Below are 16266 nucleotides of genomic sequence, written 5' to 3' on the forward strand. Positions count from 1 at the left end.
ATGTGCTCATGAATTCGCCCTCCTGTTGGTGTTGCGTGTGATCCTTAGGCGTGCTCGCGGAGCAGTTCGCGCGCGATGATGAGCTGCATGATCTGGCTGCTTCCCTCGTAGATGCGAAGCAGGCGCGCGTCGCGGTAAAGGCGCTCGATGGCGTATTCCTTGATGTAGCCATTGCCTCCGTGCACCTGCAGCATGCGGTCGGCGATGCGGCCTGCCGCCTCGGTCGCGTAGTACTTGCAGCATGCGGCCTCCTTGGTGGTCTTCTTTCCAGCATCTTTCTCCCGCGAGGCCTTCTCGACCATGGCGCGCGCAGCGAACAGCTCGGTTTGACTCTCAGCCAGCATGGACTGGATCATCTGGAAATTGGCAATGGGCTGGCCGAACTGCTTGCGCTCCATCGCGTAGCGCGTTCCTTCGTCAAGAAGGCGCTCGCACAGTCCGGTGGCCACTGCGGCCATGTGCAGCCGTGCGTGGTCCAGCGACATCATCGCGTTGCGAAATCCCGTGCCTTCCGCGCCGAGCAAGGCGCTGGCAGGAACACGGCAGTTCTCGAAGATCACGTCGGACTCATGAGAGCCCGCGAACCCCATCTTCTTGTACGGCTTGGCCACAGTGATGCCGGGTGTGTCACGATCGACCAGAAAAGCGGAGATACCCTTCGAACCGACCTCCTTCGGAGCCGTGCGCGCGAAGACGGTGAACACGCCGGCATGGATGGCGTTGGTGATGAAGCGCTTGGTGCCGTTGATGACGTAGTGATTGCCATCGCGCACAGCTTTGGTGATCAGAGCAGCGGAATCGGAGCCGGAGTCGGGTTCGGTGAGACAGAAGGACGCCATCATCTCGCCGGTCGCGAGTTTGGGCAGGTACTTTCGCTTCTGCTCTTCGGTACCATCGTTGACGATGCCCAACGTGCCCACGCCATTGGTGGTGCCGAAGTAGGAGCGGAAGGCGGGCTGCGCGTAGGCGATTTCGAAAACGAGGCTTGCCTCCTCGAACATGCTGAGGCCGAGGCCCCCGTATTCCTCGGGGATGGTCATGCCGAAGAGGCCGAGTTCCCGCAGGCCCTTCACCACGTGGGGGGGAATCTCCTGCGTCTCCTCCACCACCGTCTCGGCGGGTAGAAGCACCTCGCGCGTGAAGCGGCGGGCGGCATCGATGAGAAGCTCGAGTGTCTGTTCGCGTTCTGTCATGGGTATTTCCGTGGAGTCGTTCGTAAAGAGAGAGGATGTAAATTTCAGACCACTTTGATCAACTGGGGCACGGCCACGAACAGATCGGCCTCCAGGCCGTAGTCGGCCACCGAGAAGATCGGGGCCTCGGGGTCCTTGTTGATCGCCACGATGACCTTGGAGTCCTTCATGCCGGCCAGGTGCTGGATCGCGCCCGAGATGCCCGCAGCAATGTAGAGCTGCGGGGCCACGATCTTGCCGGTCTGGCCCACCTGCCAGTCGTTCGGTGCGTAGCCCGCGTCCACCGCGGCGCGGCTCGCTCCGAGTGCTGCGCCCAGCTTGTCGGCCAGCGGCGTCATCACCTCGTTGAACTTCTCCGCGCTGCCGAGTGCCCGGCCACCGGAGACGATGATCTTGGCCGCCGTGAGCTCGGGGCGGTCGCTCTTGGCGATCTCGCTGCCCATGAATTTGGACTTACCGTCGTCGGCGGCTGCTGCTGCTGCCGTTTCCACCGTGGCGCTGCCACCGGTGGCCGCTGCGGGGTCGAATCCCGTGGTGCGCACGGTGATCACGTGCGTGGCGTCCAGGCCCTGCACCGTGGCAATGGCGTTGCCGGCGTAGATCGGGCGCTCGAAGGTGTCGGCTGCGATGACCTTGGTGATGTCGGAGAGCTGGGCCACATCGATTGCGGCGGCCACACGGGGCGCCACGTTCTTGCCGCTGGCGGTGGCGGGGAACAGGATGTGGCTGTAGTTCGCCGCGATGATCAGCACCTGGGCTGCCACGTTCTCGGCCAGGCCGTGTTCGAAGCCCGGGGCGTCGGCGTGGATCACCTTGGCCACGCCCGCGATCTGTGCGGCCGCGGCGGCTGCTGCAGCGGCGTTGTGGCCGGCGATGAGCACGTGCACCTCACCGCCACATTGGGTGGCGGCAGCCACGGTGTTGAGCGTGGCGCCCTTGATGGAGGCGTTGTCGTGTTCGGCAATTACGAGTGCAGTCATTTGTCGGTCCTCAGATCACTTTGGCTTCATTTTTGAGTTTGTCCACCAGGGCAGCGACATCGGCCACCTTGATGCCCGCGCCGCGCTTGGGCGGCTCGCTGACCTTCAGGGTCTTGATGCGCGGCGTCACGTCCACACCGAGGTCTTCGGGCTTGACGATGTCCAGCGTCTTCTTCTTGGCCTTCATGATGTTGGGCAGCGTCACGTAACGCGGCTCGTTCAAACGAAGGTCGGTGGTGATGACGGCGGGCAGCGTGATGGAGAGCGTCTCCAGGCCACCGTCGACTTCGCGCGTGACGGTGGCTCTACCGTCAGCGACTTCCACCTTGCTGGCGAAGGTGGCTTGTGGCAGGCCGGCGAGCGCGGCCAGCATCTGGCCGGTCTGGTTGCAGTCGTCGTCGATCGCCTGTTTGCCCAGGATGATGAGACCGGGTTGCTCCTTGTCCACCAGGGCCTTCAAGAGCTTGGCCACGGCCAGGGGCTGCAGCTCCAAGTTGGTCTCCACCAGGATGGCGCGGTCCGCACCAATGGCCATGGCGGTGCGCAGGGTTTCCTGGCACTGGGTGACACCGCAGGAGACGGCGATCACCTCGGTGACCACGCCTTTCTCTCTCAGGCGCACGGCTTCTTCCACCGCGATTTCGTCAAACGGGTTCATGCTCATCTTGACGTTGGCGATGTCCACGCCACTGCCGTCGCTCTTCACGCGCACCTTGACGTTGTAATCCACCACGCGTTTGACGGGGACGATAACCTTCATGTTGGGTTGTCTCCTGTTGATATGGACTTCACTGTACGAATCGATAGATTCCACGTCCAATACCAAATGAGACGTCAGTGATATCCTTTTGATAATGAACTTCCGGCAGATCACCCAGTTCCTGGCCGTGGTGGAAACGCAGAGCTTTCGCAAGGCGGCGGAACGGCTGCACATTGCGCAACCGCCCCTGTCAACGGGCATCCGGCGCTTGGAAGCAGACCTCGGCGCACCACTTTTCGAGCGCAGCAAGCGCGGCGTGCGTCTTACCGACGCAGGTCGTATCATTCTGGTGGATGCGCAGCAGATTGCCTTCCATGCTGAGCAGTTACGCAGCGCTGTCGTCGCTCTGCGTAACGGCGTTGGCGGGCGATTGCGCATTGGCTTTGTAGGCTCCGCCACCTATGCGATGCTGCCACGCGTACTGCCGCTTTTTCGCGAGCGCTACCCGAATGTGGTGCTCGACTTGCGCGAAGGCACGACCACACAGATACTTCGCGACCTGGAGGCTGGTGCGCTGGACCTAGGGCTCGTTCGATACCCCGTGGCAGAAGCCACACCGATCGAAATCAGACCGGTGGAATGGGACAGGCTGGTGGTCGCCTTGCCGATGCACCATCCGCTGACCCGGCGCAAACGCGTGGCGCTATCGGACTTGGCCAATGAAGCTTTCATCATGTACTCAGCGTCGAGCGCGGTAAACCTTAGAGCACAGGTGATGCTGGTCTGCCAGACCGCTGGCTTTACTCCCCGGGTCACGCAGGAAGCCGTGCAGGTTCAGACGTTGGTCAGTCTTGTGGAAAGCGGCATCGGGGTGGCATTGGTCCCTGCAGCATGCAGCACAGGTTCCACCAGGCGAGTGGAGTTTCGCGATGTGTCGTCAGAAGCATCGCTCGCGGTAGCGCTCGGCGTGGCAATGCAGCCGAGCGCCGACGGTAGCGCTGCACAGCGTTTCCGGCAGATGTTGGAAGAGAACCCTCCTCAAAACGGTGACACTGTTCTTTTGCGTCGCCGAAAGCCAGTTCCGCGCGGATCACTTTGACGCTCTCGGTGGCGCTGGCGCCGTCGCTCCCGTTGAAGGCGTGGCCCAGGCCAGTGAGCGCAGCCAGGCGCTCGGACAGTTCAACCGCCGGCCCGTGGGTGAAACCAGCCAGCATCACGTGGTCGAGCGTGTGCAACTGATCGATCAGCGCGGTGCGGATGGCGGGGTGGTTGTGCCCGAACAGGTTGACCCACCAGGAGCTGATCGCATTCAGATGGCACCAGCCTCCGTGGTCGCGCAGCCACACTCCTGGGCCCGCGCCACGGGAATCAGCGGCAGCGCAGCACCCTCGGACGCGTGCAGCTTCATCTGGGTGCAGGGGTGCCAAACCCCAGCCGGGCTGCGCTAGCGCCAGGCGTCGTTGGCCGACACAGGTAGCATCAAAGCTCGGCGCCTAGGGGCAGGATGACCGGATCGCCGGACTGCGGACCGGCGGGCTCGCTGCGGGTCTCGACGATGCGGTTGGCGGCGTCGGGGAACACCAGCTTCGGCACGGCCTCGTCGAGCTTGTCCTCGTGAACCATGCCAAAGGCCGCGATGATCACCAGGTCGCCCACACTGGCGCGCCGGGCGGCCGAGCCGTTGAGCGAAATGATGCCGCTGCCGCGCGGCGACTTGATGGCGTAGGTGATGAAACGTTCGCCGTTGTTGACGTTCCAGATGTGCACCTGTTCGTTGGGGCGGATGTTGCTCGCCTCAAGCAGGTCTTCGTCGATGCCGCAGGACCCTTCGTAGTGCAGCTCGCAGTGGGTGACGGTGGCGCGGTGGATTTTGGATTTCAGCAGGGTGCGAAACATGGTCGTGGTCCTCAGGCGCCCAAAGTGTGGCGCGCATGCAGGCCCAGGCGCTGCATCAGCGCCCGGTCGCGTTCGATGTCGGGGTTGCCGGTGGTCAGCAGCTTCTCGCCATAAAAGATGGAGTTGGCGCCGGCCGCAAAACACAGGGCCTGCACCGCATCGCTCATCTGCTGGCGCCCGGCCGACAGGCGCACCCGGGCCCGCGGCATGGTGATGCGGGCGACCGCGATCATGCGCACGAACTCCAGCGGGTCCAGTTCGGCCTGATCGGCCAGCGGCGTGCCTTCGACCTTGACCAGGTTGTTGATCGGCACCGATTCGGGGTAATCGGGCGCCAGGTTGGCCAGCTGGGCGATCAGCGCCGCACGCTGCACCCGCGTCTCGCCCATGCCCACGATCCCGCCACTGCAGACCCGGACGCCCGCCCCGCGCACGCGTTGCAGGGTGTCGAGCCGGTCCTGGTAATCGCGCGTGGTGATGATGTCGCCGTAAAAGTCGGGGGCGCTGTCCAGGTTGTGGTTGTAGTAGTCGAGCCCGGCGTCGCGCAGGGTTTCGGCGTGGCCCTCGTTGAGCATGCCCAGGGTGGCGCAGGCCTCCAGGCCCACGTCCTTGACCGCGCGCACCAGCTCGGCCACGGCTTGCACGTCGCGGTCCTTGGGCGCGCGCCAGGCCGCGCCCATGCAGAAGCGTGTGGCGCCGGCCGCCTTGGCGCGCACGGCCGCGTCGCGCACCTCTTCCACCGCCATGAGCTTGCTGGCCGCTACGCCGGTGTCGTAGTGCACCGACTGCGGGCAGTAGCCACAGTCTTCCGGGCAGCCACCGGTCTTGATCGACAGCAGCGTGGCAAGCTCGACCTCGGTCGGGTCGAAGTGCTCGCGGTGAACGGTCTGCGCGCGAAACAGAAGCTCGGTAAACGGCTGATCGAACAGCGCCACTACGGCTTCGGTCGACCAGGCTCCCACGCTCGATGCCTCGGCAGTCTGCGAAGGTGATTGCACCCAGTGAATGGGTTCTTCTCTCAGGATCGTGTCATTCATCGCGCAATACTCCAGTGGTGTCCAGCAAAATTCAATCGATAGATCGACGCGGGCGAATCGTGCCTGCAAGGCCAGCCACAGCGCTTCAGGCGCCTTGCGGCCTGATGTGCTGGGTGGCCTCGTCTTCGACCCGCTGCCAGATCTCGACCGCCATCGGGTTCTTGCTCTCTTCCAGGATGTGCCCTACCAGCCCGATGGCACGCGCCAGGACGCCGATGCCGCGCACGATTTTCCATGGCAGCCCGAGTTCGCAGCTGATGGCGCCGATGGCGCCGGTCGCGTTGACGGGAAGCGACTTGCCAGCGGCGCGTTCGGCCTCGTCGCAGATCAGTTGTTCCAGGCGGATGTAGTCGCCGGAAAAGCCGTTGTCTTTGGCGATCTGGAACAGGCGCGGGGCACGCGGATCGACCGGCTTGTGCAGCGGATGGCCGAGCCCCGGAATGATCTGGCCACGCTCTCGGTAGGCCGCCACGGTTTCGCGCGCAATGCGCTCCAGATCGGCGTCGCGTGTGCCCGGCGGCAGCGCCTCGTACAGCATTTTGGCGGTGCCTTCGGTGCTGCCGACGAACACGCTGCCCAGGCCGCACAATCCGGCCGCCACCGCCGCCTGCAGCGATTCGGGCGCACCGGCGTAAGTCAGTCGCGCGACCAGCGCACTCGGCGTGATGCCGTGTTCGACCAGCGTCACCGCGATCGCGTTGAATACGTTGGACTCCTGCGGCGTCGGCATGCGCCCGACGATCTGCAGGAAGGCCATATCACCCAGGTTGAGATGGCCAAGAATTTCGTCGGGCAGGCTTTTGCCGTGCACCTCGATGCGGTCGGGGGTACTCCACGCAATGTCGGAGCGGATGGGTTTGTTCTTGCGGGTCATGAGAAATTCCAGTCGGTTTGGGGTGGGCTTAAAAAATCAGGCGCTCAGACCCGCGTCGCGCAGCACGGCTTGTGCACGCTGGTACACCGGCAGATCGACCATCTGGCTGTCAACCGCCACGGCGGAACCACCCGCCGTTTCAAATGCTTTGCAGACGCGGCGCGCCCAGTCAAGCCGTTCGGGGGTCGGCGTGAACACCGCCTGGACGATGGCAAGCTGCTTCGGGTGGATGCACAGCTTGGCACCAAAGCCGAGTCGACGTGAGCGTTCAGTGTCCGCCTGCAAGCGTTGCAGGTCCTCGATCGCGGTGCTGACACCATCAACCGGCGCGGCCAGCCCGGCCAGCCGCGAGGCCAGCACCACTTGTGAGCGGAAAGCCAGCAGCTCTGACTCCGCGCCATCGGGCGCACAGTCAATGCCCAGATCGAGCGCCAGATCGACGCTGCCAAAAGCCAGGCGGATCACGCCCGGCACGCTCGCAATGCTGTGGATTTCCCTAAGGCCGCGCGCCGACTCGATGATCGGCAACACGTCCTTATAGGTGATCTCGACCACGGTGCACACGGCATCGATACCCTCGGCCTTGGGCAGCATCACCGCCGCCACACCAGGATGGCGACACAGTTCGAGATCGTCTTCAAACCAGGGCGTGCCAGCGGCATTGATGCGCACAACCAGCGGTGCCGACGCATCAAGCGCCGTCGCCAGCGCGTCGCGTGCGCTCGCCTTCGCCTCGGGGGCAACCGCGTCTTCCAGATCAACAATCACCGCGTCGGCGCCGCTGGCGCGCGCCTTGGCAAAACGCTCAGGCCTGTCTGCGGGCACAAAAAGATAGGCACGCCGCAGGACATGGAGGCCGGGGGTGCTGGTCGCCATGCTCATGCCGCCAACCAGCGCTCGATGTGCGGCGCCTCGGCGACCGCCCAGACGCGCGCGATCAGTGCCTCCACCTCTGCAGGCGTGGCCCCCTTGCCGTAGGCCGCCAGGCGCTGCGCCTTGTCTTCCAGCTCGGCACGTGTCAGGGTGTTGCCAGGGTCGCCTTTGGGCTCATCGACCCGCGCGCCAAAGGTGTGGCCATCGCGCGTGCTCACCGTTACCTTGCCGATCCAGCGCTGCGGGTAGGCCTTATCGACCTCGGCGTCGAGCTGCATCGTCACGCGGTCGCGCAAGGCGGCCACGCGCGGCGCGAGGTAATGCGCTTCAAATTCATTCAGCCCGGCAAAGCCGTATTCGGCGGCCAGCGCCAGCACCGTGCCCATTGAGAATTTGGCCTGGTGCACGGTGGCGGGCACGGTGACGCGGCCCAGCACGTCGATGGCGCCCTGGTGCACATGGGTGGTCACCGCGGCAATATCGTCGGCCTTGAGCCCATGCGTCTGCATCAGCGCCAGCAGCGCGTCGGCGCTGGGGTGGGTGTGGCGGCACGAGGCGTGGTATTTGAACGAGGTTTCCGCCGTGGCCCAGCGCTGGCCCAGGCGGTCGGTCAGGCGCGCCGGATCGGCGTCGTTCGACATGCCCGCAGCCATGCCTTGCGCGCCTTCCAGAATCTGGCGCGCGCCGGTCAGCCCCTCGCGCGCCAAGTAGGCGCAGGCCAAGCCGCTGGACGCCGCATGCGCGGTGTGCAGTTGCTTGGAGTCAGCGGCGTCGCGCAAAAACTCCCACAGCCCGGCGGCTTGTGTGCCGGCGCTGCCGAAGGCATGCAGCATGGTGGTCGCATCGAGCTTGAGCAGCCGTCCGGCCGCCGCAGCGGCGGCCAGCGTGCCGGCGGTGGCCGTGGTGTGAAAGATGCGGTAGTGCGAGCGGCCCAGGAACTCGCCCACCCGAATGCCGACTTCATAGCCCGCCACTACGGCGGCCAGGAACTCGCGGCCGCTGGCACCGATGTCCTGCGCGATGGCCAGCGCCGCCGGGAACACGACGGCTGCGGGATGAAACACCGAGCCGTTGTGGACGTCATCCTGCTCGGCGAAATGCGAGGCGGCCGCGTTGACCATCGCAGCGAAATGGGGCGAGGTGGTGCGGCGCGAGATCAGCACCTCGGCGCGGCCGGAGGCCGGCCCCATGGTGCGGGCATAGGCTTCGATGGCCTCGACCGGCCGGGCGCCCTTGCCCGCCAACGCGGAGGCGTACCAGTCGAGGAACAGGTCTTCGGTTCGGCGCAGCACCGGCGCCGGAATGGTGTCGAATGACAGATCGGCGGCAAAGGCAGCCAGCGTCGCGCTCGGGTTTGTATCTGGGGTCATGGCATCGATCTCGCAGTCAGATGGCTTGGTCTGCACGCAGCCGGGCGATGTCAGTCTCGCCGTAGCCGAGCTCGGTCAGGATGGCTTCGGTGTGCTGACCCAGCGCAGGCACCGGCCCCATGGGCGGCGGCGGCTCGCTGCCCTGGACGTGGTGCGGCGGGTACAGCGCCGGCAGCGTGCCGCCTGGCGAATCGATCTCGGTCCAGCGCCCACGCGCCGCGAGTTGCGGGTGCTTCCACAGGTCGGCCATCTCGTTGAGCTGGCCGTTGGCGATTTGCGCCGCATCCAGCCGCGCCACCAGTTGCGCCGCGGTCAGGGTGGCGCAGACACCTTCGATGATGCCGCGCAGTTTCTCGCGCTGGGCCAGCCGGTTGGCGTTGCCCAGGTACTGTGCGGTCAGCTCGGGCAATTGCAACACCTGGTTGCAGAAGGTGGCCCATTCGCGGTCGTGCTGCACCGCCAGCACCACCTGCTTGCCGTCGCCGCAGGTAAAAGGGCCGTAGGGGTAAATGGCGGCGTGCGAGGCGCCAGCACGCAGCGGCGGCGGCTGGCCATCCAGCGTGTAGTAGAGCGGGAAGCCCATCCATTCGGACATGGCTTCGAGCATGGAGATTTCGAGCCGTTGGCCACGCCCCGTGCGCCCGCGCTCCAGCAAAGCGGCCAGCACGCTGCTGTAGGCGTACATGCCAGCGGCGATGTCGGCAATCGACAGTCCGGCCTTGGATGGCGTCTCCGGCGTTCCGGTCACCGACACAAAACCGGCTTCGCTCTGGATCAGCAGGTCATAGGCCTTTTTCGCGGTGTAGGGGCCGCCGTCGCCGTAGCCCGAGATGTCGCACACCACGATGCGCGGGTTGACCGGCGCCAGGCTGGCATGGTCCAGTCCCATGCGCGCGGCAGCACCGGGCGCCAGATTCTGCACCAGCACGTCGGCGCGCTCCACCAGCTTTTGCAGTACGGCGCGTGCGGCCGGGTGTTTGAGGTCGAGCGTCAGGCTTTCCTTGGAGCGGTTGCACCAGACGAAGTGGGAAGCCGAGCCGTGGGCCCGGCTGTCGTAGGCGCGGGCGAAGTCGCCCTCGCCCGGACGCTCGACCTTGATGACGCGCGCGCCGAGATCGGCCAACTGGCGGGTGCAGAACGGCGCGGCAATCGCGTGCTCCAGCGTGACAATCAGCATTCCTTCCAATGGACGCATGGCAATTTCTTTCAGAATGAGCGCGGCAACTCGAGCACATGCTCGGCCACGTAACTCAGAATCAGGTTGGTGGAGATCGGCGCCACTTGGTACAGCCGGGTTTCGCGGAACTTGCGCTCGATGTCGTATTCGCAGGCAAAGCCAAAGCCGCCATGGGTCTGAATGGCGGTGTTGGCCGCCTCCCAGGAGGCTTTGGCGGCCAGGTACTTGGCCATATTGGCCTCTGCGCCACACGGTTGGTGGGCGTCAAACAGCTCGCAGGCACGCCAGCGCATCAGGTCAGCGGCTTCGGTCTCGATGTGGGCCTCGGCCAAGGGAAACTGCACGCCCTGGTTCTGCCCAATCGGGCGGTCAAACACGCGGCGCTCGCGGGCATAGCGGGCGCTGCGCTCGACGAACCAGCGGGCGTCGCCAATGCACTCGGCGGCAATCAGCGTGCGCTCGGCGTTCAGGCCGTCCAGGATGTACTTGAAACCTTTGCCCTCCTCGCCGATCAGGTTCTCGGCCGGGATTTCGAGGTTGTCGAAGAACAGCTCATTGGTCTCGTGGTTGACCATGTTGCGGATCGGGTTCACAGTCATGCCCTGGCCAATGGCCTGGTGCAGGTCAACGATAAAGATCGACATGCCCTCTGACTTGCGCTTCACATCCTTGAGCGGGGTGGTGCGTGCCAGCAAAATCATCAGATCGGAGTGCTGAATCCGCGAGATCCAGACCTTCTGGCCATTGACCACATAGCGGTCGCCCTGCTTGACTGCGGTGGTCTTGATCTTGGTGGTGTCGGTGCCTGTGGTTGGCTCGGTCACGCCCATGGACTGCAGGCGCAGATCGCCGCTCGCGATTTTTGGCAGGTAGCGGCGCTTTTGCTCGTCCGAGCCATGGCGCAGCAAGGTGCCCATGTTGTACATCTGGCCGTGACAGGCGCCGGCATTGCCGCCGCAGCGGTTGACCTCTTCCATCACCACCGAGGCTTCGGCCAGACCCAAGCCAGCTCCGCCGTACTCCTGCGGAATCATCACCGCCAGCCAGCCGGCCCTGGTCAGCGCGTCCACACACGCCTCGGGGTAAGCACGGGCATCGTCAATCTTGCGAAAGTACTCGTCAGGGAAGCGTTTGAAAAGATCGCGCAGCGCGGCACGCAACTCGGGGTAACGTTCTTGGTTCATCATTTTCAGTCTCTAAAAGTTCCCCGCCGAGCCGCGCAGGACAAAGGTTACCGGTTAGCGGAATTTGCTGAAGTCGGGCTTGCGCTTCTCAAGAAAGGCGCTGGCCCCTTCCTGCTGCTCGCCGGTACTGAAATAGTTAGGTGCCACTTCCTGGATCAGGTCGTTCATGTCCTTGCCCATGATCGGGGCCATGTGGTGGTAGAACGAACGCTTGACAATCTTCAGGCAGGTCGGCGACAGCGACAGCAATTCGTCGCAGTACTTCTGCACCTCTTCGTCGAGTTGGGCCATGGGCACCACCGAGTTGGCCAGACCCCAGTCGAACGCCTGCTTCGCGCTGTAGCGGCGGCACAGCATCCACAGTTCGCGCGCCCGCTTGTGGCCAAGCACATTGGCCGCGTGCGAGACGATATAGCCACCGGCCGGTGAGCCGACGCGTGGCCCGTTCTGACCAAAGATCGCATGCTCGGCGGCAATCGTGAAGTCACAAAAGTAGGCAATGTGGTGACCGGCACCAATGGCATAGCCGTTGACGCGCGCGATCACCGGCTTGGGACATTCGGCGATCTGGCGGTTGAAGTTGAATTCCAGGTCCTGCAGGCCGCTCTTGCCACCTTCGCCCTTTTCCCAGTTGACATCACCGCCGACACAAAAGGCGCGCTCGCCAGCACCGGTCAGCACGATCACGCCGACCTTCGGATCGTCGCCGGCCTGGGCCAGCAGTCGCTCCATGTCCTTGATGGTGTCACCAGTGAAAGCGTTGAGCGTCTTGGGCCGATTGATGGTGATGGTGGCAACGTAATTTTTGACGTCGTAAATGACTTCCTGATCGCTCATGGTGTTTCTTCGTGATATTGGTTGGGGGAAACTATCGGGTCTGCGTGGCACGCACGCGCGCAAACTCAAGAAACCAGTCAAGGCTGGCGGGGTTGGCCAGCGCATCGCGGTTGACCACTTTGTCGATGGGCTGGCCGAGCAGCAGCTTCTTGATCGGCAGTTCGAGCTTCTTGCCGGTGAGCGTGCGCGGCACCTCGGCCACGGGAAACACCTCGTCCGGCACATGGCGCGGCGACGCGGCCGCGCGGATGGCGCTCTTGATGCGCCCGATCAGCGGCGCGTCCAGCGCCACGCCCTGGCGCAGCACGACGAACATCGGCATATAGCTTTCGCGCCCCAGAAACTCAAGATCGACCACCAAACTGTCGAGCACTTCGGGCAGCGCCTCGACCACGCTGTAGATGTCGCTCGTGCCCATGCGCACGCCGTGGCGGTTGATGGTGGTGTCGCTGCGGCCGTAGATGATTGCGCCGCCGCGCGGTGTGATGCGAAGCCAGTCGCCATGCCGCCAGACGCCGGGGTACATGTCGAAATAACTGTCCAGATAGCGCCGGTTGCCGGGGTCGTTCCAGAAGTAGAGGGGCATGGACGGCATGGGCGCGGTGCAGACCAACTCACCCACCTCGTCCACGACCGGCTGGCCCTGCTCGTTGAAGGCCTCGACGCGCGCCCCGAGGCAGCGCCCCTGCATTTCTCCCACGACAACGGGCAGGGTCGGCACGCCGCCGACGAAGGCCCCTGCGAAGTCGGTGCCGCCGGAGATCGGGTTGATCCAGACATCGCGCCCGACATGCTTGGCAATCCACTGGTAGCTTTCCAGGGACAGTGGCGAGCCGGTCGAACCCACGGTGCGCAGCGGCCCCAGCGCGCCCACCTCGCGCGGCTCTACGCCTGTTTTCTGGCAGGCCGCATAAAACGCCGCACCGGCACCCAGAAACGTCACGCCGACTTCCCCCGCGAAGCGCCACAGCGTGGTGTAGTCGGGCCAGGCCGGGGCGCCGTCGTACAGGCAGACCGTCGCCCCCACCAGCAAGCCACCCACCTGGCAGTTCCACATGATCCAGCCCGTGGTGGAAAACCAGTGGAAGCGGTCTTCGGGACCGAGGTCGTTGTGCAGGCGCATCAGCTTGACCTGCTCCAGCACGATGCCGCCATGGCCGTGCACGATGGGTTTGGGCAAGCCGGTGGTGCCCGATGAATACACCACCCACAGCGGGTGGTCGAAAGGCATTGACTCAATGCGCAGTTCAGCTGGGCCGCTGACCACCTCGCTCCAGAGCACGCCACCGCGCAGCGCGCCCACGCTGGCGCTGCGCTCCAGGTAGGGCAGGAGCACGCAGCGCTCGACGCTGGGCAGCCCGTCGAGCAGCATGGCCACGGTGTCGCGCCGGTCGAAGCGCTTGCCACCCCAGCGGTAGCCATCGACCGCGATCAACACCTTCGGATCGATTTGCCGGAAACGGTCCAGCACCGTGGGCGCCCCCATGTCGGGCGAGCACACCGACCAGATCGCCCCCACGGAAACCGTGGCCAGAAAAGCCACGATGGATTGCGGAATATTGGGCAGGTAGGCCACCACGCGGTCGCCCGGCCCCACGCCCGCTGCGCGCAGCCACTGCGCCAGCGCCGCCACTTGGTCCTGCAGCGTGCGCCAAGACATGTCCGCCCGCTCGCCCGCTTCATTGCGAAAAACGATGGCCGGTCTGGCATCCGTAGCGTGCCGGAACACCTGCCGCGCATAGTTGGTGCGCGCGCCCACAAACCATTGCGCGCCCGGCATCTGCCGATCGCTCAGAACCGGGCCATTCCAGTCGTCGAGCGGAAGCTCAAAATAGCCGACGATGGCGCCCCAGAAACCCTCCAAGTCATCCACGGACCATTGCCACAAGGCCTCGTAGCCGGCAAAGCGCACGCCTTTTTCGCGTTCCAGCCATTGTTGGAAACAGGTCAACTCGGCACCCGCGATGCGATCCGCGCTGGGGATCCACAGAATGTCGGGCGAAGTTTTGCTCATGGTTTCCCTACTGCTGCGGTTGCCATGGCAGTTTCGTGCAGGCGCACGACCCCGTCGCGCACCAGTTGGGCAATCTCCGGCCCACCATAGCCCAGTTCGCCCAACACCGGCCCGGTATGCTGCCCCAGCGCGGGAGGTGCCAGCATGTCACCGATCTTGCGCATGCCCGCGGCAAGCTGCGCCGGAAAAGGGATTAGCGGCAGCCCCGGCATCTCAGGATGCTCCACGAAACGGGCGACCAGCACCGGGTCGGCCATGGCCTCGGACACCGTGTTCACCGGACCACAGGGAATATCGGCGGCCTCGAAGGCTGCCACCCAGGTAGCCGCCGAACGGGTGATGAAAATCGCCTCCAGTTCAGCCAGCAGCGCCGGCCGGTTGGCAATGCGCACCGCATTGCGCTGGTAACGCGGATCGTTGAGCCACTCCAGCCGCTCGATGACGGCGCAAAACCGCTTGAACGCACCTTCATTCACCACCGACACGCTGAACCAGGCACCGTCGGAGCCTCGAAAGTGACGGCTCGGCACAGCAATCGGCAGGTTCACCGCACGAACCGGCTCGCGCTGCTCAACCGCATATTCACCCACCTTGCTGGCAAGAAAATTGAACATGGTGTCCACCAGGGACAACTCCACGCGCTGCCCCTGACCGGTCTGCTGCCAATGCATCACCGCGGCCAGCACGCCCAACGCGCCGCACATGCCGGACGCCACATCGATGATCGGCAAGCCGATACGAACCGGTGGATTGCCCTCTTCCCCGCTGGCGTAGAAGGCCCCCGTCATGCCCTGCACCACGCTGTCGACCGAGGGCCTGAGCCGGTAGTCGCCCTGCTCACCGAAGGCGCTGACCATGTAGTACACCAGCGTCGGGTTGATGCGCCGCACCGCGTCGTAGGTCAGCGCATGTGTCTCGGCAAAGTCGGGGCGAAAGTTGTGCACCAGAACCTGGGCTTTTGAAATCAGCCGCTCCAGCACCGAGCGCCCGGCAGGGGTGCGTATGTCCAGCGCGATCGACTCCTTGCCCCGGTTGCAGGTCATGAAAGCGACGCTGGAGTCGCCATAAAACGGCGGGCCAAAATGCCGCCCCTCCTCGCCGGTGATCGCCTCGACCTTGATGACGCGCGCGCCCAGATCGGCCAGCACCATGGCCGCGTAAGGCCCGGCAATCAAGCGGGACAGATCGATGACGGTGATGCCACTCAGAATGCCTTGCACGGCGCCGCCCTTTTTTACTTGCTGGCGCGCGAGCGGGTGCGGAAAGCCGCAATGCCGGCGCGATGCTCAGGCGTGTCTTCGAGCACCGCCATGTGCGAGGACACCATGTCCAAGTGCGTGGCGAGCGCCATGGTCTGGCTTTGGTAGACGGCGCGGCGAAAAAAGCGTACCGCCTGCTGCGGCTTGGCGGCAATGGTGCGCGCCATATCGTAGGTGGCGGTCATCAGTTCGGCATCGGGCACCACGCGATTGACCATGCCAATGCGTTCGGCCTCTTCCGCCCCCACCACGCGACCGGTCCAGAACAACTCAAGCGCGCGCGCGGTGCCAATCAGGCGCGGCAAGTACCAGGCACCGGCATCACCAGCCATCAGTCCGATGTTGATATAACTCTCGGCAAGCGTGGCTGAGCTGGCCATCAAACGGATATCGCACATCAAAGCCATGTCGCAGCCAGCGCCTCGCGCAGCGCCGTTGACAGCGGCAATGACCGGTTTTTCCATCCGCTCCAGCGTGAGCGCAATGCGATGCACGTGGCGGTACAGAAAATCCTTGCGTCCCATGCTGTCCATTTCGCTGAATTTGGCCATCTCCTCGAAATCGCCGCCGGCACAAAAAGCACGACCGGCACCGGTGACGACGATGACCTTGACTCGCTCATCAGCTTCGGCCTGCTCAAGTGCTGCGCGCCAAGCATCCACCATCTCAAGATCGAAGGCATTGAGCTGATCGGGCCGGTTGAGGGTCAGGGTCGCAATGCCGTCGGCATCAACCGCAAGCAAGATGGCAGGAACGACGGACATGGAAAACCTTTCTGACGGTGGGATGAACAAGGATCAAGGATCAAGGATCAAGGGCGACTGTCCGCGCCTGCCGGAAACCGGCTGGTTTCGATAAAGGTCATGCGAACA

15 protein-coding genes and 1 pseudogene are annotated in these 16266 nt (G+C 64.4%); 1 reads left to right on the plus strand and 15 read right to left on the minus strand.

Features of this window, described 5'->3' with window-relative positions; all coding sequences use genetic code 11:
- Positions 1 to 44: 44 nt before the first annotated feature.
- From CAP37_RS14485 to CAP37_RS14495, 3 genes are read right to left on the minus strand one after another with little or no spacing between them, the layout of a single operon-like run.
- Positions 45 to 1193, minus strand: a complete 1149-nt coding sequence (locus CAP37_RS14485) for an acyl-CoA dehydrogenase family protein (protein ID WP_056278394.1) — start codon at positions 1191 to 1193, stop codon at positions 45 to 47.
- A 44-nt stretch (positions 1194 to 1237) separates the two neighbouring features.
- Complete coding sequence (locus CAP37_RS14490; RefSeq protein WP_086124724.1) at positions 1238 to 2173, minus strand: electron transfer flavoprotein subunit alpha/FixB family protein; 936 nt, start codon at positions 2171 to 2173, stop codon at positions 1238 to 1240.
- A gap of 10 nt (positions 2174 to 2183) precedes the next feature.
- Positions 2184 to 2933, minus strand: a complete 750-nt coding sequence (locus CAP37_RS14495; protein WP_086124725.1) for an electron transfer flavoprotein subunit beta/FixA family protein — start codon at positions 2931 to 2933, stop codon at positions 2184 to 2186.
- Between the two features lie 94 nt (positions 2934 to 3027).
- Here CAP37_RS14495 and CAP37_RS14500 point away from each other — a divergent pair, with 94 nt between their 5' ends.
- Positions 3028 to 3972, plus strand: a complete 945-nt coding sequence (locus tag CAP37_RS14500; RefSeq protein WP_086124726.1) for a LysR family transcriptional regulator — start codon at positions 3028 to 3030, stop codon at positions 3970 to 3972.
- A 4-nt stretch (positions 3973 to 3976) separates the two neighbouring features.
- Here CAP37_RS14500 and CAP37_RS14505 read toward each other — a convergent pair.
- The 12 genes and pseudogenes from CAP37_RS14505 to CAP37_RS14560 all read right to left on the minus strand — a co-directional run.
- Positions 3977 to 4281: pseudogene (locus CAP37_RS14505) on the minus strand (aminotransferase class III-fold pyridoxal phosphate-dependent enzyme); the annotation flags it as partial.
- Between the two features lie 71 nt (positions 4282 to 4352).
- Positions 4353 to 4769 carry an aspartate 1-decarboxylase gene (gene panD / locus CAP37_RS14510; protein ID WP_056278406.1) on the minus strand — a complete coding sequence of 139 codons (417 nt, stop codon included), beginning with the start codon at positions 4767 to 4769 and terminating at the stop codon, positions 4353 to 4355.
- Between the two features lie 11 nt (positions 4770 to 4780).
- Positions 4781 to 5806, minus strand: a complete 1026-nt coding sequence (gene bioB, locus CAP37_RS14515) for a biotin synthase BioB (RefSeq protein WP_056278408.1) — start codon at positions 5804 to 5806, stop codon at positions 4781 to 4783.
- 85 nt (positions 5807 to 5891) lie between these two features.
- Complete coding sequence (locus CAP37_RS14520; RefSeq protein ID WP_056278412.1) at positions 5892 to 6680, minus strand: citryl-CoA lyase; 789 nt, start codon at positions 6678 to 6680, stop codon at positions 5892 to 5894.
- A 36-nt stretch (positions 6681 to 6716) separates the two neighbouring features.
- Complete coding sequence (locus CAP37_RS14525) at positions 6717 to 7562, minus strand: CoA ester lyase (RefSeq protein WP_235501458.1); 846 nt, start codon at positions 7560 to 7562, stop codon at positions 6717 to 6719.
- Positions 7559 to 8923 carry an MmgE/PrpD family protein gene (locus CAP37_RS14530; protein WP_056278598.1) on the minus strand — a complete coding sequence of 455 codons (1365 nt, stop codon included), beginning with the start codon at positions 8921 to 8923 and terminating at the stop codon, positions 7559 to 7561. Before CAP37_RS14530 ends, CAP37_RS14525 begins: the two co-directional genes overlap by 4 nt.
- A 16-nt stretch (positions 8924 to 8939) precedes the next feature.
- Positions 8940 to 10118: a CaiB/BaiF CoA-transferase family protein gene (locus CAP37_RS14535; RefSeq protein WP_056278417.1), complete on the minus strand. Its 1179-nt coding sequence runs from the start codon at positions 10116 to 10118 to the stop codon at positions 8940 to 8942.
- An 11-nt stretch (positions 10119 to 10129) separates the two neighbouring features.
- Positions 10130 to 11287 (minus strand): acyl-CoA dehydrogenase family protein, encoded by a 1158-nt coding sequence (locus CAP37_RS14540; RefSeq protein WP_056278421.1) that lies wholly within the window; start codon positions 11285 to 11287, stop codon positions 10130 to 10132.
- A 51-nt stretch (positions 11288 to 11338) separates the two neighbouring features.
- Complete coding sequence (locus tag CAP37_RS14545) at positions 11339 to 12121, minus strand: enoyl-CoA hydratase-related protein (RefSeq protein ID WP_056278424.1); 783 nt, start codon at positions 12119 to 12121, stop codon at positions 11339 to 11341.
- A gap of 31 nt (positions 12122 to 12152) precedes the next feature.
- Entirely contained in the window at positions 12153 to 14135 is a 1983-nt protein-coding gene (locus CAP37_RS14550) for an acetoacetate--CoA ligase (RefSeq protein ID WP_056278426.1), read from the minus strand.
- A complete protein-coding gene (locus CAP37_RS14555; protein WP_056278429.1) occupies positions 14132 to 15355 on the minus strand; it encodes a CaiB/BaiF CoA-transferase family protein in 1224 nt (407 codons plus the stop codon). The genes CAP37_RS14550 and CAP37_RS14555 overlap by 4 nt, the downstream gene beginning before the upstream one ends.
- A gap of 14 nt (positions 15356 to 15369) precedes the next feature.
- On the minus strand, positions 15370 to 16188 hold the full coding sequence (locus tag CAP37_RS14560) for an enoyl-CoA hydratase/isomerase family protein (protein ID WP_256926970.1): 819 nt from the start codon (positions 16186 to 16188) through the stop codon (positions 15370 to 15372).
- Positions 16189 to 16266 lie beyond the last annotated feature (78 nt).

The sequence above is a fragment of the Hydrogenophaga sp. IBVHS1 genome, assembly GCF_002127265.1.
Classification (GTDB): Bacteria; Pseudomonadota; Gammaproteobacteria; order Burkholderiales; family Burkholderiaceae_C; genus Hydrogenophaga.